The sequence below is a fragment of the Prochlorococcus sp. MIT 1011 genome (genome assembly GCF_047305235.1).
Classification (GTDB): Bacteria; Cyanobacteriota; Cyanobacteriia; order PCC-6307; family Cyanobiaceae; genus Prochlorococcus_B.
Genome location: NZ_CP138983.1, coordinates 398,062 through 422,628, shown reverse-complemented (window position 1 = coordinate 422,628; position 24,567 = coordinate 398,062). Strand labels below are relative to the sequence as shown.

The following is a 24,567-nucleotide window of genomic DNA, read 5'->3' as shown; positions in this document are numbered from 1 at the left end:
TTTTAGATTTTTTAATTACCACTAATGTAATCAACTAATTGCCAGTTATTTTTATTCTTACCTATTATGTACTTCACTTTTAAAGAAGGGTAAACGCTAGACTCTATAATGTCACCAGAAGAACTAATCTTTTTATCTTCATATTTCATTTGAACATCTGCTTCTATTCTTTTATTTGTCTTTTTAATAACCTTAATTGAAGTTATTCTTGCATCAATAATAATATTTTGACCTAAAGTATTGTATTTTTTTCTCCTTTCGATTTCTATATTATATAAGTTTGGAGACGCCACAGAAGAGAGAGTTTCACTTTCTAAACCCTTCAATAGATCTGCTTTTCCCTTTAACCATGATTCAATAAGAAATTTAATTTCTTGATCTGTAGGAGAAGATGAAGTAAGAGGAATTAATAGATTTGTAGCTAATCTTTCTTTATCATTAAATATTTTATTTGAGCTATCATCTTTGATTTTTACATCTTCTTCTTTAACAACTTCAGCGATCGAAATATCATTATTTTCTGATTGTTTTCTCTGTGTGAGTATTCCTAAGCTTGTGCCAACAACAAATAAACCAATAAATGCTAAAGCACTTGTATAAATCGGTCTTTTTAATATGAAAGATTTGAAGTTTGATTTCTTGATAAATTCAAATATTGAATAATATTTTGAAATTATCTTTTTAACTAAATCAGACCTTAAGAAAGCTTCTTTATTTTGCAATCGTGCTTGAAAAGACTGTCCTTTCAAGCTTTCATCGAAAGAACCCCCTGGCATTGGCAAATTAGCTTCTTCTTCATCCAAGTTTTTTAATGAATTATTCTCAATTTCTTGTTCAAGAGCAAAAGACGATAAGAATGAAAATCCTGCTTTTGCAATTCCCAATGCACCTTTTGTTTCCAACTGTTCTATATAAAGCTGAACTTCTTGATTAGCGAACCAATCATCAAGATTTACAGCTTCAATTTCAATATCCCTAAAACCGACTACAACATCTTTTCTCAACCAATTTCTGCAATAGTCACAAAGTGCAGCCAAGGTTTCACCTGGATAATTATTTAACCAGTCTTTTAATTTCTCATCTGAACTGCTTCTAAAACGAGACTCTGCTTGCTTTGCATCTCCTAACAACAGATCCAGGCATCCAATTAATGGCATAGCATCAAAACCATTAATATTGATATTTCGAAGATATTTACGGGCCTCTTGCAAGAGTTCTGGTTTCTTATAAGAAAAGCCAGAAGCTATCAAGGCAAAAGCAGCAAGAAAACCAGCATCTTCGGAACCCCTTCGATACCAATTCACGTAAAGTTTTGTTTGATCTTTTGCAGTTATAAATCTTCTAATTTGAAGGAAAAATAGCTCAAAATCGTTCTGATTTAATCCTGCTATTTTTTCTGAATTTCTTTTCCCTTCTAGTCCGCCCCTTTTGTTAACAAAGTCTTCTAGCAACATCAGGCCTTCCTGATGAAATTTCTCATCTTCTTTCTCTCTACTTATTAAATCAAGAATTCTATATGGAAGTAATATCTCTAAATCGGATTCAAGGGTTTTTCTTTCTTCAACAAGCTTTCCCATCCTTTGAAGCAACTGTATCCCTTCTTGGAGCAAATCAGCACCTGAAGCGTATCTTCTACCCGCCTGCTCATCAATAGAGGCGTCTCTGCAAGACAAAGCTGCTATTAATGTTAAATCAGACTCCCTGCCACTTCCCAAAGCGGGGGCTTGAGGCGGTTGCAATGCTTTTTTTGCAAGTTTAAAAGCCTGAAAAGAAGCATTTGATTCCCACAAAAGAAGTAAACCCGCGACTTCTCTGTTTGAAGACAAGTCAAATCCTGAAGAACCCTCAATGAGAGCAAGTTCGTAAGATTGTCGTTCAGCAGGATTGGATAGAAGATCGGCAGAAAGTCTTAGAAGCTCAGCTCTCTGAGCTAAAACTTCATACGTAAAGCCTTGCTTGGGAGGACGATCTAGCCTTAACTGAAAAGCCCTGAGGACTTCTTCAGCATTTGCAGAAGGGCTAACCCCCAATAAGCGAAAATGATCAATAGGTAATTCCAATCGCTACTTGGTAATTAGGAAAAAAGCTCTAGGCATCGTAAGGGGTTTTATCCATTTTGCATCCATTGACGCTTAAAGTCTAAACAGGATTGACAAGTGAATATGAACAAAGTCATGTCTAACAACCAGGACAAAACCAGCCAAGACCCAAGTCAGCACAGGGAACACGCCGACAGACTAAGCAATCTGGCTAATACCAAACCCGCTAAAATCAATAGAGAAATTGGTTTAAATCTTTTCAAAGACATGACTTTGGGAAGACGATTTGAAGATAAATGTGCAGAAATGTATTACAGAGGAAAGATGTTTGGTTTTGTTCATCTTTACAACGGGCAGGAAGCAATAAGTACGGGTGTTATTGGAGCAATGAAACGCAAACATGACTGGTTTTGCAGCACATACAGAGATCATGTTCATGCTTTAAGTGCTGGAGTCCCTGCAAAAGAGGTTATGAGCGAGCTATTTGGTAAGGAGACAGGCTGCAGCAAGGGGAGAGGAGGTTCAATGCATTTATTTTCAAAAGAACATCATCTTCTTGGGGGTTATGCATTTATTGGTGAAGGTATTCCAGTCGCACTTGGAGCTGCTTTCACCAGTAAATATAGAAGGGAGGCTCTTAAAGAAAATAGTGATTCTGTAACTGCGGCTTTTTTCGGTGATGGTACATGCAACATAGGTCAGTTTTATGAATGTTTAAATATGGCTCAACTATGGAAATTACCGATCATTTTTGTAGTCGAAAATAATAAATGGGCAATTGGAATGGCCCATGACAGAGCAACTAGTGAAACAGAAATCTGGAGAAAAGCTTCTGCTTTTGGGATGTCAGGAGAAGAGGTTGATGGAATGGACGTCCTAGCTGTAAGAGGTGTTGCTCAAAGAGCTATTGAGAGAGCTAGGGCAGGAGAAGGGCCTACTTTAATAGAATGCCTTACTTACAGATTCAGAGGTCATTCATTGGCTGATCCAGATGAACTGAGATCAGAAAAAGAAAAGGAATTCTGGGCTAAAAGAGATCCTTTAAAAAAGTTAAAAAATGATCTAACTAATTCTGGATTAGTTACTGATGAAGAATTAAAAAATATTGAAAAAGAAATTGATCTAGAAGTTAATGACGCTGTTGAATTCGCTCTAAACGCACCAGAGCCTGATCCTAGTGAATTAACTAAATATATCTGGGCAGAAAACTAACTTAGATAAAATTCAAATTCCACTAGGAAGCTTTCTCGTGAGGTTTCTCAACTTCCTAAGAGCTTTTAGCTCAACCTGTCTAACCCTCTCACGTGAAACTTGTAATAATCTTCCTATCTCAGCGAGAGTATGTCTCTCATTCCCTTCCAAGCCAAATCTAAGCCTAATAACGTGCTGTTCTTGTTCGCTTAAATGACTTAGCCACCTGCCAAGTTGTTCTTGATGAATTTTTTGTTCAACTTTGTCTAGTGGCTCTTCTCCAGAACCATCAGCTATTAGATCACCTAAAAAGCTACGGCCTTCATCTCCATTCACAGGAGCGTCAAGACTACTTGTAGTAAGAGCTTGTCTCAAAATCGAATCAAGTTCTTCTAACTCAATTTCCATTGCCTCAGCTATTTCAATACGACTAGGCATTGCACCGAGCTTATGAGCCAAATCTAAGCTTATTTTTCTAATGGTCGCTAATCTCTCACTTAAATGAACAGGTAATCGAATTGTTCTTGACTGACAAGCAATAGCTCTAGTCATGCTTTGTCTTATCCACCAAAAGGCATAAGTAGAAAACTTATATCCACGTGTAGGGTCAAATTTTTCTACCGCTCTTTCTAATCCAAGAGAACCTTCCTGAACTAAATCTAAAAGTTCAAGACCTTTTCCCTGATATTTCTTGGCAACGCTTACAACCAATCGAAGATTTGCCTTCATCATTCTTTCCTTTGCTCTTCTTCCAATTCGAATCAATCTTCTTTGATGAGAGGTAAATTCTTTGCTCTGCTCTTTAATCTGACCATCCTCGGTGAGACTCATCAAAGTTTGAACCTGATTACCAAGTTCAATTTCCTCCGCAGGAGTTAAAAGAGGAACTCTTCCTATAGAGGAAAGGTACCAACTAATTGGATCACTGCTGCGTCGTTTTTGTGATTCAGCGGGCTTGGGTGCAGTTGAAACCATTGTTTCTTGACCCTGTACTTAAAGTAGTAAGACTTTCCTACACAAATCGTAAAAGATGCCCGACTTTCATGAAGGCTTCAGATTCTGTAGACGATTAGTTAACAAATGACACCAAATCCACCATTTAGCGCCCTGAAAATGGTTGTTTCAAAACATTTCAAGAGCTTTCTTTTTTTATTAATTCTCCAAGAAAAGTGCAAATAACACTTGCCGTGCTTCCTCTTGAGCATGATGCGCCAGCATATGCATGCATCAATGCTGATGCAGCGAGCAAATTAGTATCCAATCGCTCAGTACTTGCTAAGCCAAAAGCCCCCATCCCTGAAACGAAACCAGCCAAAACATCGCCAAGGCCAGTTCTTGCAACACTTGAATTCACTTGCCCTATTTGCCAAGTTTTCCCTTCTGGATCAGAGATAACACTATGAGCACCTTTCAATAAGACAGAAGAACTGCAAATTTTTGCAGCTTCAATTCCAGCCTTCAATGGATTGGAGCAATCAATTAAAGGAAATAGCCTTTTAAATTCTTCAAGATGAGGGGTAAGCCAGGTAGGACCTTCTCTATCATTTAGCCACTCCCAACCTTTTGAAGTTATCGACAGCCTATTGATTGCATCAGCATCAAGAACAAGTAGACCTTTGAAATCCTGCAAGTCAGAGCCAAAACAATCTTTTTCTTTTGCAATCCCTAATCCAGGTCCGAGCAAAATCGAGTCAAACCTATTTAAATCAACTTCATTTAAAACTTTGGAAAAATCTGAAGAACCATCCTGAAAAGTATTTAGATCTCCAAGTAATAAAACCTCAGGGTGAGTTACCCAAAGACCCGATGAAACTGACTGAGGCAAAAAAGCGCTAACACTTCCAGTCCCACTTGCTAAAGCACCATTCAAAGCAAGGGATGCTGCTCCCTTGTATTTTTCACTTCCTGCAACAACAAGAACTCTTCCTCTCTGGTATTTACTTTTACTTTTACTTGGCTTAGGCCAAGCAAAAGTAGTCAAGTCTGAAAAAGAAATCCTTAAAGGCTGGGTTTTAGGAAAATCAGCTAAGATTTTATCCGGAATCCCGATATCTAATCTCTCTAAATTACCTACATAATCAATAGCTGAATCTTGAATTAACCCAGACTTAAATAGACCCAATGATATTGTAGAGAAAGGTTTGCATGAAGTATTTGATATTGTTTTTCCATTATCTGAGTCCAATCCTGCGGGGACATCAATACTAATTAATTTATCAGGGCTAAATCTCTTCTTCGAATTCAATAAATGAACTATTTCCTCAGAGATAGTCCTTGATTGTCCTATTCCAAATAATGCCTCAATCCATAATAAATGAGAATTCGAATCGGGTTTACGCTCCAAATTTTGAATCCCAATCTGCCTCGCATAATCAAAATGTTTTTGTGTTAATTCTTTTTTCAATGGGAGTGGACACCAAATGGAGATATCTACGCCGGCCATATAAAGTTCTCTTGCGACAACGAGTCCATCGCCTCCGTTGTGACCTGGCCCTACTAAAACGATTGCACCATTTTCAATCAATCCTTGTCTGTCTAATATCCATGAAGAAATACCAATCCCTACTTTTTCCATCAGGGCTTCAACAGGCATACCCATAGAAAACATTTCTTGTTCTATGTTTTTCATCTGCTCTGAGGAAACCATCAAATGTTCCGAATCAAATTGAGGCCAATTCAAAATCAAAAAGCAATCAAACCCACTATGAACAGAAGCTACTATCAATGCCCATGAATGTGGAAACAAGAGAAACAAAAAAAGTTTTAAATCATTTGACTTCAGAAGAAACAGTCGAGGAAACATTAAAAAGACTGCAAACATTTTCTGGAAATCATTCAGTTGTAGTGGGGCTTTCCGGCGGGGTAGACAGCTCCTTAACTGCTGCTCTTCTCTGTGAAGCTGGCTGGGATGTAGTGGGATTAACTTTGTGGCTAATGAAAGGAAAAGGTTCTTGCTGCTCTGATGGATTAATTGATGCTGCAGGGATATGTGATCAACTTGGAATCAAGCATCACATAGTTGATACAAAAGAAATCTTTCAAAAAGAAATCATCAATAATGTCGTAAAAGGATATGAAGAAGGAATTACCCCTTTACCGTGCTCGCGCTGCAATAAATCAGTCAAATTCTCAGAAATGCTCAAATGGATTAAAGAACATAAGAATATCGAAAAGATCGCGACTGGGCATTACGCAAGAATTAGATACTCAAACGAATCTTTCAATAAAAATGATCTTCCAAGTGATGGAATAAAAAGACATAAGCTCTTAAGAGGTAAAGATCTCAACAAAGATCAAAGCTATTTTTTATATGATCTTCCTCAAGAAATTTTAGGAAAAACAATTTTCCCTCTTGGAGAGTTAACCAAAGAGATAACACGAATTGAAGCTTTTAAACATTCATTAAAAACCGCCGAAAAGCCAGAGAGTCAAGACCTTTGTCTTGCTGAACATTACGGATCAATGAATGCATTTATTGATAAGTATTTACCCCACAAGATAGGAGAGGTTGTCCTTAAAAACGGTCAAATCATAGGTTCCCATAATGGAATTCAGCATTTCACGATTGGACAACGAAAGGGATTAGGTATTGCTTGGGAAGTCCCTTTGCATGTTGTTGAAATTGATGCCTCTTTAAACAGAGTAATTGTTGCCCCAAGAGAAGATTCTGGTAAGTCAGAATGTATTGTAAAAGCTATAAATTGGGTATCAATTGAAGCGCCTCAAGAACCAATTGAAGTTGAGGTCCAAATTAGATATAGGAGTAAAGCAGTGAAAGCAAAATTAATACCAATTATTGATAGTAATAAAGAAAATTATTGTGAAAAATGTCAAGTTCATTTTGAAGAAGATCAATTTTCAATTACTCCTGGTCAAGCAGCAGTATTTTATAAGGGTGATTATGTATTAGGAGGAGGACTTATTTCGAAAGAGTATTGATATCAATCATACTTACGTAAACGCAAAACGACTATTAAACTTACAAGAGTAGCTGTAATCATAGGCAAGTCAGAAGCATATGTATATAAAGTTTTCTTTCCATTTAATTCCAGGTCAACGAGTTGAACAAGTTCTTTATTTGGTTTGAGTAGGGTATCAATTCTTCCATTATTTTTAATCAAAGATGTTGGGCCAGTATTTGAGACAGATATTAAATTTTTTGATGTTTCAATACTCCTTAATTGAGACATAGATAAAAATTGTCTCTGCAAAGAAATAGGATAGGGATCTAAATTTGCAATCACTAAAATCCATTTAGCTCCTTGATTTACTGCTTTAGCTATGGCTTTCCCATTACTCAATTCATAACAAATAACACCTGCAAATGAGGGCCCCTCCCAATCAAGAAGTCTTGATGGATTCCCACTTTCAACTCCTCCTACTGCAGAAAGGCCATTTTTTAAAAAGTTGGGTAATACAGGGATCCATTCTCCCAAAGGAACTAATCTAGATTTATCCAATACATCCGAAAAAGACTCTTCACCTGGATTAAAAACTAATAGTGAACTTCGTAGAGAACCATTTATTTTTCTGAAACCTCCAGAGAGAAAATTAATAGGAAAATCTCGGATCTTTGTTCTATCCAGAGGCAACGTTCCCTCTGGAGCAATTAAAAAAGATGCATTCATTTCAATAGCATCAGTTAATGCTCTATTTACTTTTGAGGGCAAAGCATTTATTTCTTGCTGACTAAATTTTTGTCTTATTGGAATATTTGTTTGCCACATCGCAACCTTCTCTGACGAATCAGTTGAAGAATCCAACAACAATATAAATCCAATTAAATGGGCCAACGAAAAATAAGCAAAGCCAAGAATAATAAATTTCTTGAATTTTTTTCTAGCTTGAAAAGCAATTGAAAGTTGCCACATCCACCATCCAACTAAAAGATGGATAGAGGCCAAGCCGCCCGAACCTATCCATCTTGCTAATCCAGCCAAATATCTATCTTGTGGTAATAAGCTTGGTCCTACACCCATCCAAAACAAAGGACCTCTAGATAATAGTTCTTCAGTAAGACCCCATATTGTTGATAATAAGACGGCATAAATAAACTTATTTTCTAATTTAGAAACCTGCAGTCTTCCAGGAGCTAAACAGCCACTCAAAGCTGACCAAATAAAGACCAGCCCCCCTCCAAAGGCTCCACAAAAAAGCCATATAAAAATGGTAATAGGTAAGCTTAAATTTGAGCTTATCCCTACCCAACTGATTGGATGCAAAGATAGCAACCACTTATGACTCCATAAAATAGCCATCGCACCCCAGCAAAAGCCTCCCCATGGATTTTTACTAGCAGGCCATAGTAAAGATATTCCCAAAAGCATTAATATATAATTTCCCTCACTAAGGGAGATTCCTGCTAGAGCTCCACCAGCAAAAGCTTTAATAAAAAGAGAATAGATATTATTCATAAATCCAATTTAATAAAATATACACCGACAAAATTCATACTCTCTAGTTAGTATTTTTAAATAGATGTAATTTGGGTATTAATCTGCAAGAATATTTCCGACTACTTAATATTGCTGTGAGAGAAATCTTAATTAGCTTTTCTGTTTGCCTTAGCTGCTTGATGATTGCAGTGATCAGCCAAATCATCTCCCCAACTCCAACAAATGCCTTACAGATTGATCAACCAATCCAAGCGGATGTAAGGCAATCCACAAAAACCAGCGAGTCTGTAACTAATCCATTTGAATTAGACCCAGAAGACCCAAATCCATCACTTTTTACTATGGCTTCAGATAAAACCAGTGCAAGCAACGCTTCTCTCGGAGGAGCAGGAATAGAAGCATCTCAAGTCACTTCAAGCGGGCTGAAAATCACTGAATTAGTTTTAGGTGATGGTCAAGAAGCTACTCCAGGAACAAGTGTCTCAGTAAATTACAAGGGTACTCTTGATGATGGAAAAGAATTTGACAGCAGCTATGGAAGAGGTCCTTTTGAATTTTCTTTAGGTGCAGGGATGGTGATAAAGGGTTGGGATGAGGGAGTCGCAGGAATGAAAGTTGGAGGTAAAAGAAAATTAGTCATCCCACCAGAATTGGGATATGGCAGCAGAGGAATAGGTCCAATCCCTCCTAATTCAGTTTTAACTTTTGAAGTGGAATTATTGAGTGTTAAGTGAATTTCTTAAATTATTCAGAAAGCTCTAGAAAAAGTTATGGCGTTTGTTGACAAACGCCATTAATGTAAAAAAAAATGTTCACAAATTATTTTCAGATGTTGAGCGAAACACTTACATCAATCTTTAACAAGCTTCCAGCAAAATCTGTTCACGCTCACTGTGACGGACCTTGCGGCGTATATGACCCTGCTTCTGCAAGAGTTGCCGCAGAGGCAGTTTTGTCTATGACAAAAAAACTTATTGCTCTAACTCCAGCTGGCAACGATCAAGCTTCCATTTCAGCTTATAACAACACTTTTTCTCGCTTCGTTGCGATTAAGGAAGAAGAATCACAAAAGGCCAAAAAAGAACTTCTAATCCTCTGGACTGATTACTTCAAGCCTGAACACTTAGCTACATATCCAGACCTTCATGACACTTTTTGGAAAGCAGCAAAGCTTTGTAGTGCATGCAAGGTAAATATTGATCAAACCAAGGCAGAAGAATTATTAGCAGCTGTACAAAAGATTCACTCGATGTTTTGGTCTTCAAAAGGTAGAAGTGATAGCTGGGTTACCGCAAGCTAATAAAAGTCTTTTCCACAAGCCAGACTTATTTACTTTATTTACTTTAATAATTGGTTACCGACAACATCTACGTGTTGTCGGTACTTCTATGGAAAGAACTCTTAAAGAGGGAGATTTAGTAACGTATAAAAAGTTAAACCCAAAAAATATTAACTTAAAGATTGGCGATATCGTCATCGCCTCTCATCCAAAAACAAAAAATAAGTTAATAATTAAAAGGATTCATAGAATTTATCAGAATAAATTTGATTTAAGGGGAGATAACTCCTTTTCAAGTACGGACAGTAGAGAATTTGGTTTAATTGAATTAGATTTAATTATTGGGAAAGTAGATAAAGTTTTCTCTAAATAGATTTAAGAGATTGATATAGATCTTTTACTTATTTACAACTTACCAATTAGCTTTTTAACTGCACCTAATATATCTTCCTGTGACATAAGAGATTCACCAACCAAAACAGCATCAGCCCCATAACTCTTTACTAAATCCAAATCCTCACGAGTAAATAAACCTGACTCGCTTACCAAAGTAATAGAATTTTCCTTGACTTGGTTAGCATAATTCTCAGCCAACTTCTTTGTAACTTCCAGATCTGTTTTAAAACTCTTTAAATTTCTATTATTAATTCCTATTAAATTAAATAAGTTAATATTTAGTACTCTTTCAAGTTCTTCTGAGTCATGAACCTCTACTAATATTGTCAGTCCCAAATGTTCAGCGACCTTAGATAAGTACTTTAAATCAGAATCAGTCAGAATTGCAGCTATCAAAAGTGCAGCATCAGCCCCAGCAACTCTTGCTTGATAAAGCTGATAAGGATAAAGAATAAAATCCTTACAGAGGATTGGGATTGTGATTTCCTTTCTAACTTCAACTAAGACATCAAAACCACCTTGAAAAAATTTTTTATCTGTTAAGACTGATATACAGTTAGCACCTCCATCTTGATACATTTTACCTATCATTCTCGCGTCAAAGTCCTCTCTAATTACCCCTCGACTTGGACTTGCTTTTTTTATTTCTGAAATTAGTGCTGGTTTCGAATTACTATTTCTTAATGCATCTATAAAGTTTTTTGTTTTAGGTAGATCCTTGATCTTTTTCTTTAAATCTTCAAGCGAAACTTTTTTTCTTGCAATCTCAACTTCGAGATGTTTTTCCCAAACAATTTCCTCCAAAATATTTTTAGGTTGTGAATCTGGGTGAGGAATTGCATACTCTAAATTAGCTACTTTTATACTTGGATTAGGAGGTCTTCTTCGGATTTCCATAGTTTAAATAATTAATAATCTACAAAAATAGAATTTGATTTACTAATTCTTTATTTGTAAAGATGCCTGTTTATAGGCAACTTCAACAACTTCGCTTAATGTTGGATGCGTATGAACTTCTTTTGCTAAGTCATTGACTCGTTGTCTTCTAGAAATTGCATTAGAAACCTCTTGTATAAGATCAGCCGCATGTAATCCATAAATATGAGCCCCAAGGACCTCTCCCGTCTCTTTATTAAAAATCAACTTCATAATTCCATCACTTTCTAATTCAGCCAAGGCCTTAGAGTTCGCTTTAAAATAACTCCTAACAATTCCAAGTTCAAAGCCTTCATTTTTCGCTAGATCTTTTGCTTCTTCTTCCGAAAGTCCAACGGAACTTATCTCAGGGTGAGTAAAAGTCGCTGCAGGGATACTTCTGTAGTCAATTTCTATTGCTTTTCCTAAAATGTTATCTACAGCAATACTCCCTTGCGCTGCAGCGGTATGGGCCAACATCAACTTACCCGTAACATCTCCAACTGCCCATAGATTAGAAATTGGTTTTTCATTTACCAAAACTCTCATCTGATCATCAATTGGGATAAAACCTCTCGTTGTTTCAACTCCAACGGATTGTAGATTTAGATTTTTAGTCGACGGAACTCGGCCTGTTGCGACCAGAACAGCGTCAACTTGTAACTCCTCAATTACTTCTCGACTCTTTGCATCTGTAAGCTCGACCTCGACGGGGCAACCTGGCTTAACTTTAGTAGCAAACACTCCAGCTCGAGTTTCAATATCTCTTTTATCAATTAGGTTTCTTGAAGCAATTTTGGTGATATCAGGATCAAAAGTAGGCATTACTTTATCAAGAGCTTCAATCATGGTCACCTCACAACCTAAAGCTGTATAAATATCAGCGAATTCCAAACCTATATAGCCACTACCAATTATTGCAATCCATTTTGGCAACCACTCCAAATTAATAGCCTCATCACTTGTGAAAACAGTTCGTCCATCAATTTCAATTCCAGGCGGCACGAAAGGGTCTGAGCCTGTAGCCAAGATAATATCTCTGGCGGAAAAGATTCTATCAACTCCATTTGTTTCTCTTAAACCGACCTTTTGATTGCCTTCTAAACGTCCTTCTCCTCTAAGTATCTCAACTCCTGATCTTTCTAATGTTTTAGTTAGATTTTTTCGAATTGTCTCAACTAAGTTTTTTGCATGTTCGGCAATTTTTTTACGTTCAAATCTAACTGGAGCAGAATGTATACCAAATTCAGCAAGATAAGGAACATTTGCAAGCTCACGAACTTTGCCACTGGCTGCTAGTAATGCTTTAGAGGGGACGCAGCCTCTGTTGACACAGGTTCCACCCATATCTCTTGATTCGACAATCGCCACTTTCAAGCCAGCCTCTGCTGCATGCTTAGCTGCATCAAAACCTCCATATCCAGCTCCGACAACAATTAAGTCAAAGTCAAAAGAAATTTCACTCACGATTTTTTTTGGATACCCGTAACCATTTTTACTCTTTGTCGCTCCAACAAGAGAGGAACTGCAGCAGATGCCACATTTAGTGAATCAACTAATGAGCTATGAGGCAACGTAACAAAGTCTGAACAACAGGCCTCAATTGAAGAATGAACACCTGAGCCTTCATTACCAAGAACCAATACTGTAGGGAGATCCCAGTCTAATTCCCAATAAGGTTTCACTTTCTTATCAGTAATTTTATTGGGCGAAATTGTTCCTACTACTTGGTAATTATCATCAATTGCAATATTGAGTTTTGAAACAAGCATTTCAATACTTGAAGAAGATGAATCTCCAATCCTTTCAAAAGGTAAATGAAGAACTGAGCCAGCTGAGGATCTTAAAACCTTTTGATTTAGAGGATCTGCTCCTGATGCCAACCAAATAACTTCATATTCAGCAGCAAGGGCTGATCGGAATAAATTTCCCAAATTACCAGGATCTTGAATCCTATCTAAAGCCAAAATGTGTTTTGGGGCTTCCCCAGGTTCTGGCAACCCTGGCATTGGGAATATCGTTGCGACACCATCAGGTGTAACTGTTGACAAAGATGCTTCTAAAACATTCTTAGTTACAAGGGTTAATAAAGATCTTGAAGCTATTTTTTTTAAAACTTCCTCATGCTCATCACACCATTCAGGAGTTGCAATAACTTCTAATGGCAAAAAATTTGTTTTCAAAGCCTCTTCTAACAAATGAGACCCCTCAAGCAAAAGAGAAGAATGCTCTTCACGTCCAGTTTTTTTCAAAAGACCCCTCAATTTCCTAACCAAAGGGTTTCTTTTACTTGTAATCAATGGCGAATATGACTTATTAATTTTGCAACCTCAAATTATTTAATTTTTAAAAGCAAAAAAGTTTCTTGCATTGAAATAAATATTGAATTTTCTTATTAAATTCAATAAAAACTATATTAAAAATTTTATTCAGACTTTCAACATTATCAATGTTTAATTTGAACCCATCAATTTTCAATAAGGTTGACTGGACTATTTGAAATCCACTTGGCATTATGGCGGGGTAAGCAGTTCGCTCCAATATGAGTAGTGTGGCGACAATTAAAAGTAATATTATTCCGCCACATCTGGAGGTAAAAGGAGGGTGTCCGCTTAATGGGGTCTTAAAAGTTAGTGGGGCAAAAAATTCTTCGCTAGCTTTAATGGCTGCTTCTCTTCTTACGAAAGAAAAACTCCTCATTAAAAATGTTCCACAACTTACGGACATTGAAGTCATGTCAGAGATTCTCCGTAATTTGGGCGCAAAGTTAACTAAAACAAATAATTCTATCGAGATTAATTCAGAATCCATTCATAATGTTGAATTACCCTATCAACTAGTTCATAGCTTGAGAGCAAGCTTTTTCTGTGTTGGCCCCTTACTTACAAGACTTGGAGAAGCAAAAATTCCTTTACCTGGTGGTTGCAATATTGGAGCAAGACCTGTTGATGAACATATCAATGGTCTAAAAGCTTTAGGAGCCGAAGTTGAAGTTATAAATGATGTTGTAAAAGCTCAAGTTTCAACCAAAGACAAAAGATTACGTGGAGCAAATATTACTCTTAAATATCCCAGCGTTGGGGCTACGGAAACCATCTTGATGGCCTCTTGCTTAGCTTTAGGCAAAACAACAATATCGAATCCCGCTAGAGAACCAGAAATCCAGGATCTCGCTAAAATGCTTAATTCAATGGGAGCAAAGGTTTTTGGAGCTGGAACGAAAAGAATAACAATCCTTGGAGTGGACTCTTTAAGCGGGACTTCTCATTTTGTTATACCCGACAGGATAGAAGCAGGAACTTTTCTTATTGCTGCAGCCATAACACGCTCGCCTCTCATTATTGGTCCAGTAATCCCAAACCATTTGAGCGCTGTTATTTCAAAATTAAAAGAATGTGGATGTCTAATATCTCAACATGGGGAGCATCATTTAAAAATCATTCCAAGAGAGATTTCAGGAGTTGACATAACCACAAGTCCATTCCCTGGCTTCCCCACTGATCTTCAGGCTCCATTTATGTCATTAATGGCCACCGCTAAAGGTTCAAGCAAAATCAAAGAAAGAGTTTTTGAGAAGAGAATGCAACACGTTTTAGAACTAAATAAAATGGGCGCCTGTATTTATCAAGAAAACAATACTGCTTATATTAAAGGAGTAAAAGAACTTGTAGGTTCAAATGTAGAGGGAGGAGATTTACGTTCTTCTGCTGCCATTATACTTGCATGTCTCTCTGCTAAAGGAAATAGTATTTTCACGGGCCTAGAACACTTAGATAGAGGCTATGAAAAGTTAGAAGAAAAATTAACTAATGCAGGTTCCATTATTTCTAGAAATTTTGATCAACCAACATCTCAACGTTCTATCTCTAACAAAATAATTAGTGAAGACAATATTAATACTCAAAAAAATGCAGCTTAGTTTCATATTTTTGCTAGTTTTGACATAAAATAAACACATGGGAGCGTGGTGGAATTGGTAGACGCACCGCACTCAAAATGCGGCACCTTCGGGTTTGTCGGTTCAAGTCCGACCGCTCCCACTTCATTGATGAAAACATACAATCGTTTTCCCTTAGACCTCATTAGGGGTAAAGGCTCATGGGTGTGGGACAAAAAAGGCCGGAAATATCTTGATGCTGTGGCTGGCATTGCAACTTGTTCACTAGGCCACAGTGATAAAGCATTAATCAAATCCTTATCAAAACAATTAAGAAGACTTCAACATGTATCTAACCTTTACGGAATACCAGAGCAAGAAGAACTAGCTCAATGGTTAACTTCACAAAGTTTTGCCAAGAGTGTATTTTTTTGCAATAGCGGTGCTGAAGCAAACGAAGCTGCAATTAAATTGGCAAGAAAATATGGGCATATTGAACGTAATATCGACAATCCAGTCATTCTTTGCTCAAAGGAAAGCTTTCACGGAAGAACACTCGCAGCTGTAAGTGCTACAGGCCAATCGAAATACCACAAAGGTTTCGAGCCAATGGTTCAGGGATTTCAGTTTTTTTCTTATAACGACAGTGAATCTTTTGAAAATCTATTTGATGAATTAGAAAAAACAGGTCCGCAAATTGCAGCTGTATTTATTGAACCTATACAAGGTGAGGGGGGAATAAATATTGGGGAAAAATCATTTTTTGAGCTCTTAAGAAAAAAATGTACCCACAGCAATATTTTATTGATATTTGACGAAGTCCAAACTGGAATGGGAAGGACAGGTACTCTTTGGGGATATGAACAACTAGGCATTGAACCTGATGTCTTCACACTAGCCAAAGGGCTTGGTGGAGGTCATGCCATCGGAGCACTATTGGTTAATCAATTGGCTGATGTCTTTCAGCCCGGTGATCATGCCAGCACTTTTGGAGGGAATCCTTTCGCTTGCAGAGCAGCTCTAACAGTTGGGAAAGAAATACAAAAAAGAGACCTCTTAAAGAAAGTCACCGAGAGAGGTTCTCAATTAAAAGAAGGATTAATTAAACTTTCAAATAAATATTCAGACATATTTATTTCCACTCGAGGCGTTGGACTTATTCAAGGTCTCGTTATAAAAGACAATACCAAAATAACATCTCTTGATATTGTCAAATCCGCCTTAGAAGAGAAACTTCTTCTAGTATCAGCTGGTGTAAAAGTATTAAGGATAGTCCCTCCTTTAACTATTACAAAAAAAGAAATCAACGAGCTTTTATCGAGACTAGACAAATGTCTGATGAAACTTTCATAGCACAATCGAATTTCATTTTTGAAAGCAAGAGCAAAGAATATAAAGATATGAATCTGGGCATAGACCGTATGTCATTAGCTATTACTGCTATGGGAGACCCCTGCAAAGAAACACCTGCTATTCACATAGCAGGAACAAATGGGAAAGGCTCTATTGGCGCTTTTATTAATAGTGTCCTTAGCTTAGTAAATATCAAAACTGGAGTTACCACTTCTCCCCATTTAGTTGATTGGGTCGAGAGAATATGTATCAACAGGACTCCAATATCAAAAGAAGAATTTCAATCATTAAGCCTGTCTCTTTCTCCAATTGCAAAAAAATATAGCTTGACTCCTTTTGAATGTGTTATTGCAATAGCACTTAAGTATTTTACTTTAAGGGAAGTTGAACTTCTTATCCTTGAAGTAGGGCTTGGAGGCAGACTTGATGCAACAACGGCGCATCAATATAGACCTATTATTGCATTTGGAGCTATTGGGCTTGATCATTGTGAATACTTAGGCAATAGTCTAGAAAAAGTAGCTATTGAGAAAGCAGCCGTAATAACCACAAAGAGTACTGTAATTACAGCTACTCAACACAATATTGTAAAAAGAGTTTTCGAAGAGACTGCCAAGAGGAAACAAGCTGTCATTCATTGGGTAGATCCAATTCCGTCAGATTGGGAACTCGGCCTATCAGGAGCGATACAGAAAGAAAATGCAGCTGTAGCCAAAGGGGTTATTGAATCCTTAAAAAAGATTGGATGGAATATTTCTGAAGGAGAACTTCGAGAAGGCTTGTCTCTGGCTAAATGGCCTGGAAGACTTCAAACAACAAAATGGGAAGGGATGCCCATCGTTGTTGATGGAGCACATAATCCTCATGCGGCTAAGCAATTATCAATTGAAAGAGACTCATGGACTGATCAAGAAAGTGGAATTATTTGGATACTAGGAATTCAAAAAAGAAAAGATATTATAGGCATTTTGCATAAGCTAATTAGAGAGAAAGATTTAGCTTGGATAGTTCCTGTTCCAGGCCAACAAAGCTGGTCGAAAGATCAAATTTTAAGTTTTTGCCCTGAATATAAAGACCAAATCAAAGAAGCCTTTACTGTTGAAGAAGTTTTATCAACACTTAAAAAACAACATAGATGGCCATCTCCACCACCTATCATTTCAGGATCGCTATATTTAATAGGTGACCTTTTTCAAAGGAAAATATTGATAAATTAAATTGTTTAAATTTAGCAATTAAATCAATTGACTTTTAGATTCCAACCTTTGAGTTTGCCTGGATTAAGAATCCCTTTTGGATCAAAGTTACTCTTAGCTTGCACTTGATCAGAATCAATTACACCTAGGCCTCCATCTTCAACAGTAATTGTATGCGGATTGAAAATCACTGCACCAAGGTCTTTGCATTGAGTGATTAATTTATTCATAGCTTCTTCACCTTGCCATCTAACAAGAGGAAGTGAAGCTAATCTTTGAACTCCATTTTGACGAACACATTCCAAATGCCACAAAAGATTTGATCCCCACTCAGATTTCAATTTTTTCATCATTCCCAACTCAGGCTGAGGAAGAAGCATTTGCAAATATGTCCAAGCAGGATCAATGCCACGCATATGTAAAGTCGTATGGTTCCAAGAAAGCTCTCGAAGGCCTGTCCCTGCCTTAAGATTTTCTGGACCTAAATCATCAAAATCTGCGCCAGCCGATTTCGCAAGTCGCTCAATGGTACTAACACCATCAGGAGAGACCAAAAGTAAAATCCTATGTTTGTTTGAAGGTTTGCCAGACCCAGAGGGAAGACAAGTAACAATTTCTTTCTCTAACAAAGTTCCCAAATAAAGCTCCAGTGCTGCACAACTAAATTTGCATAACAAGTCAACCGCTTGATCCAAATCAAAACAATCGACTACTATTTGTTGCCATTCAACACATGGAGCAGTTGTCAATGTCAATGCAGTAATAATTCCGTTAGTTCCATAAGCATGATTTAAAGCTTCAGAATTGCTTGCGTTCAATTCAAGTTTTCTTGGTGAATCCTCAGTCGTTATTACTTCTAAGGCCTGCAAATGCCCAGGATCTCTAAGGAAGCCCCATCGAACGGATCCTATCCCACCTGAACCGCCAGCAATAAAGCCACCAATGGAAGCGCTTCTCCATGTACTCGGAAGCAACCGTAACTGACGACCATGTTTAATCAACTCATCATTAATATCTCTAAGCAAACAACCAGATTCAACTGTGACTTCACCTGATTTTGAATCGAAATTTCTAATTTTTCGAAGACCAGACATAACCATAACGACTCCACCGTTAAGTGGAACACATTGACCATAATTCCCTGTTCCAGAACCTCTAAGGGTCAAAGGAGTTGAATACTTATTACACATTTGAGCCACAACAATAATTGCATCTACCGAAAGAGGTCGAACGACTATGTCAGCCAAGCAATCTTTTAATTCATTAATCAATATCGGTGAATAATCAAAGAAATCTTTAGAGAACCTTTTTAAATCACTAGTTTTTTGATAGATCTCTAGATCAGGTACTGATTTTAGTTCAATTAAAAGCAATTCTACTTTCTCTTTATTAGTCATGGGTGAGAATTGTTGTATGTTGATTTTTTGTTTTTAGGCAATTCATTCAAGAATTCACCATTAACTACTACTCTTCTTTTAGGTCTTTCAGACAAAGCTTTTACCCAACTATTTGAATCTAACAAAATAAAATCGGCAGGACTTCCATTTTGAAAAAGGCCATCCCATTTAAGGCTAAGTAAATCTGCTGGAGACCAAGTAAATGGAGAAAGGCCCAATCTGTCCCAGGGAGATAGCTGAGCAATTGGCATGGAAAACGACATTAAACTTATAGGATCAAAATTAGATAGGGGGAACCATGAATCATTTATATTGTCTCCTCCTACAGATACATCGACTCCAGCTTTTTGAAGTTGAAAAATAGGTGCTAGTGGTCTTTTCGTTAAAGTGGATCGATCTTTTCTTCCTAAAAGCCAAGAATTAGTTAATGGTAAAGCAACTACTTTTAATCTGTTCTTAGCCATTTTGTTCGCTAAAAATGAAATCTCCTTTTCTCTTAACAAGCCCACGCTGCTTAGATGACTACAAGTTATTGATATCTCATTTTTAACTTGGCCTAATACTTCTAGAAGTAATTTCAATCCCCCAGCCGGGCAAAATTGAGACTCATCAATATGAAGATCGATATCACACTTAAGTCTATTTGCAAGTTGCACTAGGTGAAGTAAGGACTTAAAAGTCTTCCTCTTATTGTAAGGAGGCGCTATCAGCCCACCTAAAAGATCTCCGTTGGAGGCAACTCTTTGAGCTAAAAGCTCACCTTCATCACTTTGCCAAAAATCTAATGGAACCAAAGCCACAAACTGTAAAAAAAGTTTCTCTTGCCATTTTGTTCTAATACTTTCTATCAGACCCCAATCTCTCATTGCTGTTTTTCCAAAACTATCTATGTGAGATCTAATTGCCCTAATCCCATTAACAAGAGCTAAATTGAGACACTTCTCAACTCTGAAAATTAATTCTTCTTCGGACCTCAATTCATATTCACGGAGATTTGCTGCTAAAGCTTCTTGATAACTACCCCTCAAGTTAGGTGAACGTGACCATGAAAATGCTTTATCTATATGTGCATGAGGTTCTACAAATCTTGGCAGAAGGATTTCCTTAGGAACTTTTGAAGTTTCTTGCAAGCCCCCAATTGATGTAATTGTTCCATCTCGCCACTCAAGCTGAACAGAGGACAAGCCTTCTTGATCAATTGAGGTTCCTAACAAATCCTGTCCATTACCAATCAAACATCTTGGAACAAGAACATCTGCTCGCCCAGACTTTGGAGGACTTGCAATCAATTCAACATCTTTTGCGAAATTCACTTTTGAATAGATTTAAATCCCGAGCTTTTACTATTACGGGTTCTACTTACACAGTAACTTCAATACCTGTCAATTGCGTTTTGATCAAGATATAAAAAGTGATTTTTTCAATCCGTACTATCTACAATAGTCACAAGCTAAATTTTTTTACCAAAATCATTTTGGAATTTCAAAATGACAAATCATTGGTAGATTAAAAGCACAAGGCGGGCGTCGCCAAGTGGTTAAGGCAGCGGCTTGTGGCGCCGCTATTCGGGGGTTCGAATCCCCTCGCTCGCCCTTGAACATAATTTAGGACAATCTCAAAAATCTTTTCCCCCATGGAAAAATTAATCTGTGATGACAACAACCATAGCTCCTACTAAACAAAGCAAGTCTTTTAGAAGCCATAGAGGAAGCTACTGGATTACCACTTTCGGTTGTCAAATGAATAAAGCTGATTCAGAAAGAATGTCAGGCATTTTGCAAACGATGGGATATGAGCTTGCAGAAGAGGAACTTAAAGCGGATTTAATTCTCTACAACACTTGTACTATTCGTGACAATGCTGAGCAGAAAGTTTACAGCTATTTAGGAAGGCAAGCTAGAAGGAAAAAATCAGATCCTAATCTAAAAATTATCGTTGCAGGATGCTTAGCTCAGCAAGAAGGGGAAACGCTTTTAAGAAGAGTTCCTGAAGTAGATCTTGTTATGGGGCCTCAGCATGCAAATCGACTGGAGACTCTTCTTAATCAAGTTGATAACGGACACCAAGTATTAGCGACTGATGAACAGCACATTTACGAAGACATTGCTACAGCGAGAAGAGAGAGCACTATATGCGGTTGGGTTAACATTATTTATGGATGCAATGAGCGATGCACTTATTGCGTAGTCCCCTCCGTTAGAGGTAAAGAACAATCACGAACACCGCAAGCTATTAAACATGAAATAGAAGAATTAGCGAGAATTGGGTACAAAGAGATAACCCTTTTAGGGCAAAATATAGATGCTTATGGCAGAGACTTTAAAGCTTACGAATTCAATAAATCTGGGAAATTAACACTTTCATATTTATTAGAATATATTCATGGTATTGAAGGAATAGAGCGTATAAGGTTTGCCACAAGTCACCCTAGGTATTTCACGAAAGAATTAATAGATGTATGTGCAAAACTTCCTAAGGTTTGTGAACACTTTCATATCCCAGTCCAAAGTGGAAGTAATAAAATACTCAAAAATATGGGTCGAGGATATACTGTTCAAACCTATAAAGAAATTGTAAATTATATAAAACAAATAATGCCTGAGTCGTCAATTACTTCTGATGCAATTGTAGCTTTTCCTGGAGAGACGAGAGATGAATTCGAAGAGACGCTATCACTTATAGAGGATGTTCAATTTGACTTGGTCAATACGGCAGCCTATTCTCCTAGACCAAATACTCCTGCTGCCTTGTGGCCAAATCAATTACCTGAAACAATAAAAATCGATCGACTAAGAGAAATTAATAATTTAGTCGAAAATACTGCAAAGAAAAGAAACTTAAGGTACAAAGACTCTTTACAGGAAATACTCGTTGAGAGCATCAATTCTAAAGATAATTCCCAATTACTAGGAAGAACTAGAACAAATCGACTGACATTTTTTCCAAAGTCCTCAGTTGATAGCAAATCACCTCAACCTGGAGAAATAGTGAATATAAAAATCAATGAAATACGTCCATTCTCATTAACTGGAATCTTGTTATAAATGTTAATTAATTCAATAAACTACGTTTATAGAATATTGAGAACAAACTAGACATGACGAATAAAAAGCAAATTATAGGACTAGTTTTTGGTGGAGAATCAAGTGAACATGAAGTTTCTATTAAATCAGCTGAAACTATTTACGCAGCCTTATCTCATTCTTGCAATATTGAACGTTTTATTGTAAATCCAATTTATATAGACAAGAATGGTTTTTGGGAGGATTCAGAATACTCAAAGTCAATTTTATTAGGAGAAAAAAAATCAACTAAAACAATAAAAAGAGATAGAATTACTATCAATAATCTAACCAACTTCCCAAAAGAAAGTAACGAAGTTGATGTATGGTTCCCTGCATTGCATGGTCCAAATGGGGAAGATGGAGTTATTCAGGGATTATTTAAATTAACAGGAAAGCCTTTTGTTGGATCAGGAACTCTTGGATCATCATTAGGCATGGATAAAATAGCAATGAAATCAATTTTTAAATCATTCAATCTTCCTCAAGCTCCATATATTTATTTACATAAAGAGAATTTATTAAATACATTATTTATGAATTCTATTTTTGATGAAATAGAAAAAATAATAAATTATCCATGTTTTATTAAGCCCGCTAATTTAGGTTCTTCGATTGGCATAACCAAAGCCTACTCAAAGCAAGAACTAATTACTGGGATAGAAATTGCAGTAAAATATGATGAAAGAATTATAATAGAAAAAAATATTATAGGGAGAGAACTTGAATGCGGAGTATTAGGAAAGTCCATAATGAAATCATCAGTTGTTGGCGAAGTTAAATTTCAAACTGATTGGTATACATATGATTCAAAATATAATGAGCATTTAAGCACTACAATCATCCCAGCTGATTTGAAAATAAATATATCTAATAAGATACAAAAGCTTGCTATCGAGGCATGTAAAGCTATTAATGCTTATGGTTTAGCGAGAGTCGATTTCTTTTATCAAGAGAGTACAGAAAAGATTTACATAAATGAAGTAAATACCTTGCCAGGCTTCACCAACACAAGCATGTATCCAATGCTGTGGGAAGCTTCTGGATTAAAACCAGAAAAACTTGTTGCTAGTCTCATAGAAACAGCTAGAGAATGAATTAACCATGACATTTTTAGATCTCTTTTTCAAAAAATGATTCACGGTCTCCTTTGGTTGCCATTACTTATGGCTTTTATTCTCATAGCCTCCCTTGGATGGATAGAGAGAAGGCGACAGAATCTCTACTTAATTTGGGCTAAAGGTTCAGAGCTAGCCAAGCTTGATGGAACAGGAGCTGCGCGATTAAAAGCTGGTATTTTATGTTGGAGCAGCTTTGAGGCTGGTAGCTTCAAGGAAGAAGCAACTTTTGAAGTTAAGAAATTAGAAATGGTTGAGCTGATGGCTCTCAGCTCGGGAGAAGCTCCATTAACAAAAGAATCTGAAGGACGCTGCCGACTCAGACTTATTGGTTCAGGAAGAGAAATAGATGTACCATTTTCAGATGCTGAGCGTGCTCGTCAATGGATGGACAAACTTATGTCCAGAGCAAGATGCGACATTTGAAATCAAATAAAAGAAAAACCAGAAAATCAAATAAAAACAATCGAATATCAACTAAAAAAGTATCGAATATTTTTCACAATAAAAATTTTCTAATTGAACTTTGGCAATTAATTTTTTTCTCAAGCACATCAATTTTTCTGATTCTTACATTTTTAAACCAAGCATGGAAACCAATAAGTTTTGATCAAACTAAAATTACAGGTCTTTCTGGAATATCAAATAACGACATAAAAAAAACAACGAGTATTTTTTATCCAAGAAATTTGTTGGAATTAAATCCCAAAGAAATCGAATCCTATTTAATAAAAAAGCTTCCTATTAAAGGAGTTGCAGTCAATAGAAAGTTTTTCCCTCCCGAAATTCATCTAAATATTTTAGAAAGAGAGCCAATCGCTTTTGCGAGTCGAGTTCTCTCAAACAATATTGAAAAAGGGATGATTGATATGGAAGGATCGTGGATACCTCTTCAATACGTAAATAAATCAAAGCAAAATAAAATAAAATTATCTATAGAAAATTGGAATCCAAATAAAAAAAAAGAAATTATTTTAATAATAAAAAATAGATTTATTTTTCAAAGTCCTCTTCAAAAAATTAAAATAAATCCTCTTCAAGAAATAAGCCTAAAAACCGAGCACTTTGATTCAGTCCTTCTAGGAGCAGGAACTGATCGCTTGATCGAGCAAATTAATAAGCTCAACCAGCTACAAAAATCATTGCCAAATCTTTTAATCAACACAAAAGTAAAAATCGTGGATCTTAAAGATCCAAGCAAACCAGAATTAAAAATAGAAAAAATACCAGGCAATGAAAGTTAAAATCCTTGCTATGACTAACTTTTTTAGGAATGTTTAATATATCAAGATCAATTAAGGAGAAATCATGGAAATTAATTTGTTAATCAATTTAAACCTATAAGCCA

Annotated in this window: 21 protein-coding genes and 2 tRNA genes; 14 read left to right on the top strand and 9 right to left on the bottom strand. The window is 36.6% G+C overall.

Translation table 11 applies throughout. The annotated features are described in order from the left end of the window. Positions 1-11: 11 nt before the first annotated feature. Entirely contained in the window at positions 12-2,060 is a 2,049-nt protein-coding gene (locus SIB75_RS02280; protein ID WP_413683806.1) for an IMS domain-containing protein, read from the bottom strand. Positions 2,061-2,174: 114 nt separating this feature from the next. Here SIB75_RS02280 and pdhA point away from each other — a divergent pair, with 114 nt between their 5' ends. Next, positions 2,175-3,251 carry a pyruvate dehydrogenase (acetyl-transferring) E1 component subunit alpha gene (gene pdhA, locus SIB75_RS02275; protein WP_413683805.1) on the top strand — a complete coding sequence of 359 codons (1,077 nt, stop codon included), beginning with the start codon at positions 2,175-2,177 and terminating at the stop codon, positions 3,249-3,251. 12 nt (positions 3,252-3,263) lie between these two features. Here the strand turns inward: pdhA and SIB75_RS02270 are convergent, their stop codons facing one another. Both SIB75_RS02270 and SIB75_RS02265 read right to left on the bottom strand, forming a co-directional pair. Continuing rightward, positions 3,264-4,205, bottom strand: coding sequence for an RpoD/SigA family RNA polymerase sigma factor (locus SIB75_RS02270; protein WP_413683804.1), 942 nt, complete (start codon positions 4,203-4,205; stop codon positions 3,264-3,266). 157 nt (positions 4,206-4,362) lie between these two features. Beyond that, the gene (locus SIB75_RS02265; protein ID WP_413683803.1) at positions 4,363-5,910 is read right to left on the bottom strand and encodes an NAD(P)H-hydrate dehydratase; all 1,548 of its coding nucleotides are present in this window, start codon (positions 5,908-5,910) and stop codon (positions 4,363-4,365) included. A gap of 44 nt (positions 5,911-5,954) precedes the next feature. Between SIB75_RS02265 and mnmA the strand changes: the two genes are divergently transcribed. Further along, a complete protein-coding gene (gene mnmA / locus SIB75_RS02260) occupies positions 5,955-7,169 on the top strand; it encodes a tRNA 2-thiouridine(34) synthase MnmA (protein WP_413683802.1) in 1,215 nt (404 codons plus the stop codon). Between the two features lie 2 nt (positions 7,170-7,171). Here the strand turns inward: mnmA and SIB75_RS02255 are convergent, their stop codons facing one another. Beyond that, on the bottom strand, positions 7,172-8,644 hold the full coding sequence (locus SIB75_RS02255) for an apolipoprotein N-acyltransferase (protein ID WP_413683801.1): 1,473 nt from the start codon (positions 8,642-8,644) through the stop codon (positions 7,172-7,174). 116 nt (positions 8,645-8,760) lie between these two features. On the opposite strand from SIB75_RS02255, the gene SIB75_RS02250 reads away from it, so the two are divergent. From SIB75_RS02250 to sodX, 3 genes are all read left to right on the top strand, one after another. After that, entirely contained in the window at positions 8,761-9,360 is a 600-nt protein-coding gene (locus tag SIB75_RS02250; protein WP_413683800.1) for an FKBP-type peptidyl-prolyl cis-trans isomerase, read from the top strand. Positions 9,361-9,434: 74 nt separating this feature from the next. Further along, positions 9,435-9,926: a superoxide dismutase, Ni gene (gene sodN, locus SIB75_RS02245; protein ID WP_413683799.1), complete on the top strand. Its 492-nt coding sequence runs from the start codon at positions 9,435-9,437 to the stop codon at positions 9,924-9,926. Continuing rightward, complete coding sequence (sodX, locus tag SIB75_RS02240; RefSeq protein ID WP_413683798.1) at positions 9,901-10,278, top strand: nickel-type superoxide dismutase maturation protease; 378 nt, start codon at positions 9,901-9,903, stop codon at positions 10,276-10,278. Before sodN ends, sodX begins: the two co-directional genes overlap by 26 nt. Positions 10,279-10,310: 32 nt before the next feature. Here sodX and trpC read toward each other — a convergent pair whose 3' ends face one another. From trpC to SIB75_RS02225, 3 genes are read right to left on the bottom strand one after another with little or no spacing between them, the layout of a single operon-like run. After that, positions 10,311-11,198, bottom strand: coding sequence for an indole-3-glycerol phosphate synthase TrpC (gene trpC / locus SIB75_RS02235; RefSeq protein ID WP_413683797.1), 888 nt, complete (start codon positions 11,196-11,198; stop codon positions 10,311-10,313). Between the two features lie 42 nt (positions 11,199-11,240). Continuing rightward, positions 11,241-12,683, bottom strand: a complete 1,443-nt coding sequence (lpdA, locus tag SIB75_RS02230; protein ID WP_413683796.1) for a dihydrolipoyl dehydrogenase — start codon at positions 12,681-12,683, stop codon at positions 11,241-11,243. Beyond that, positions 12,680-13,516 carry a TrmH family RNA methyltransferase gene (locus SIB75_RS02225; protein ID WP_413683795.1) on the bottom strand — a complete coding sequence of 279 codons (837 nt, stop codon included), beginning with the start codon at positions 13,514-13,516 and terminating at the stop codon, positions 12,680-12,682. The genes lpdA and SIB75_RS02225 overlap by 4 nt, the downstream gene beginning before the upstream one ends. 242 nt (positions 13,517-13,758) lie before the next feature. Here SIB75_RS02225 and murA point away from each other — a divergent pair, with 242 nt between their 5' ends. From murA to SIB75_RS02205, 4 genes are all read left to right on the top strand, one after another. Beyond that, a complete protein-coding gene (gene murA, locus SIB75_RS02220) occupies positions 13,759-15,135 on the top strand; it encodes a UDP-N-acetylglucosamine 1-carboxyvinyltransferase (RefSeq protein WP_413683794.1) in 1,377 nt (458 codons plus the stop codon). A gap of 39 nt (positions 15,136-15,174) precedes the next feature. Then, positions 15,175-15,256 (top strand) — tRNA-Leu (locus SIB75_RS02215). 8 nt (positions 15,257-15,264) lie between these two features. Then, entirely contained in the window at positions 15,265-16,446 is a 1,182-nt protein-coding gene (locus SIB75_RS02210) for an aspartate aminotransferase family protein (RefSeq protein WP_413683793.1), read from the top strand. Next, the gene (locus SIB75_RS02205) at positions 16,425-17,663 is read left to right on the top strand and encodes a bifunctional folylpolyglutamate synthase/dihydrofolate synthase (RefSeq protein WP_413683792.1); all 1,239 of its coding nucleotides are present in this window, start codon (positions 16,425-16,427) and stop codon (positions 17,661-17,663) included. The genes SIB75_RS02210 and SIB75_RS02205 overlap by 22 nt, the downstream gene beginning before the upstream one ends. Before the next feature lie 23 nt (positions 17,664-17,686). Here SIB75_RS02205 and SIB75_RS02200 read toward each other — a convergent pair whose 3' ends face one another. Both SIB75_RS02200 and SIB75_RS02195 read right to left on the bottom strand, forming a co-directional pair. Then, positions 17,687-19,039 (bottom strand): FAD-binding oxidoreductase, encoded by a 1,353-nt coding sequence (locus tag SIB75_RS02200; RefSeq protein ID WP_413683791.1) that lies wholly within the window; start codon positions 19,037-19,039, stop codon positions 17,687-17,689. Further along, positions 19,036-20,352, bottom strand: a complete 1,317-nt coding sequence (locus SIB75_RS02195; RefSeq protein ID WP_413683790.1) for an amidohydrolase family protein — start codon at positions 20,350-20,352, stop codon at positions 19,036-19,038. The genes SIB75_RS02200 and SIB75_RS02195 overlap by 4 nt, the downstream gene beginning before the upstream one ends. A 206-nt stretch (positions 20,353-20,558) precedes the next feature. Here SIB75_RS02195 and SIB75_RS02190 point away from each other — a divergent pair. From SIB75_RS02190 to SIB75_RS02170, 5 genes are all read left to right on the top strand, one after another. Continuing rightward, positions 20,559-20,631: transfer RNA gene (locus SIB75_RS02190), tRNA-His, on the top strand. 60 nt (positions 20,632-20,691) lie between these two features. After that, on the top strand, positions 20,692-22,083 hold the full coding sequence (gene miaB / locus SIB75_RS02185) for a tRNA (N6-isopentenyl adenosine(37)-C2)-methylthiotransferase MiaB (protein ID WP_413683789.1): 1,392 nt from the start codon (positions 20,692-20,694) through the stop codon (positions 22,081-22,083). A 53-nt stretch (positions 22,084-22,136) separates the two neighbouring features. After that, positions 22,137-23,198 (top strand): D-alanine--D-alanine ligase family protein, encoded by a 1,062-nt coding sequence (locus SIB75_RS02180; protein WP_413683788.1) that lies wholly within the window; start codon positions 22,137-22,139, stop codon positions 23,196-23,198. A 36-nt stretch (positions 23,199-23,234) separates the two neighbouring features. Then, on the top strand, positions 23,235-23,645 hold the full coding sequence (locus tag SIB75_RS02175) for a hypothetical protein (protein WP_413683787.1): 411 nt from the start codon (positions 23,235-23,237) through the stop codon (positions 23,643-23,645). Beyond that, entirely contained in the window at positions 23,603-24,463 is an 861-nt protein-coding gene (locus SIB75_RS02170) for a cell division protein FtsQ/DivIB (RefSeq protein WP_413683786.1), read from the top strand. Before SIB75_RS02175 ends, SIB75_RS02170 begins: the two co-directional genes overlap by 43 nt. Positions 24,464-24,567 lie beyond the last annotated feature (104 nt).

Coding starts and splice junctions, on each gene's coding strand:
- pdhA (WP_413683805.1), top strand. CDS start 2,175: ATGTCTAACAACCAGGACAAAACCAGCCAAGACCCAAGTCAGCACAGG.
- SIB75_RS02270 (WP_413683804.1), bottom strand. CDS start 4,205: ATGGTTTCAACTGCACCCAAGCCCGCTGAATCACAAAAACGACGCAGC.
- mnmA (WP_413683802.1), top strand. CDS start 5,955: ATGCCCATGAATGTGGAAACAAGAGAAACAAAAAAAGTTTTAAATCAT.
- SIB75_RS02255 (WP_413683801.1), bottom strand. CDS start 8,644: ATGAATAATATCTATTCTCTTTTTATTAAAGCTTTTGCTGGTGGAGCT.
- sodN (WP_413683799.1), top strand. CDS start 9,435: ATGTTCACAAATTATTTTCAGATGTTGAGCGAAACACTTACATCAATC.
- trpC (WP_413683797.1), bottom strand. CDS start 11,198: ATGGAAATCCGAAGAAGACCTCCTAATCCAAGTATAAAAGTAGCTAAT.
- murA (WP_413683794.1), top strand. CDS start 13,759: ATGAGTAGTGTGGCGACAATTAAAAGTAATATTATTCCGCCACATCTG.
- SIB75_RS02210 (WP_413683793.1), top strand. CDS start 15,265: ATGAAAACATACAATCGTTTTCCCTTAGACCTCATTAGGGGTAAAGGC.
- SIB75_RS02205 (WP_413683792.1), top strand. CDS start 16,425: ATGTCTGATGAAACTTTCATAGCACAATCGAATTTCATTTTTGAAAGC.
- SIB75_RS02200 (WP_413683791.1), bottom strand. CDS start 19,039: ATGACTAATAAAGAGAAAGTAGAATTGCTTTTAATTGAACTAAAATCA.
- miaB (WP_413683789.1), top strand. CDS start 20,692: ATGACAACAACCATAGCTCCTACTAAACAAAGCAAGTCTTTTAGAAGC.
- SIB75_RS02180 (WP_413683788.1), top strand. CDS start 22,137: ATGACGAATAAAAAGCAAATTATAGGACTAGTTTTTGGTGGAGAATCA.
- SIB75_RS02175 (WP_413683787.1), top strand. CDS start 23,235: ATGATTCACGGTCTCCTTTGGTTGCCATTACTTATGGCTTTTATTCTC.
- SIB75_RS02170 (WP_413683786.1), top strand. CDS start 23,603: ATGGATGGACAAACTTATGTCCAGAGCAAGATGCGACATTTGAAATCA.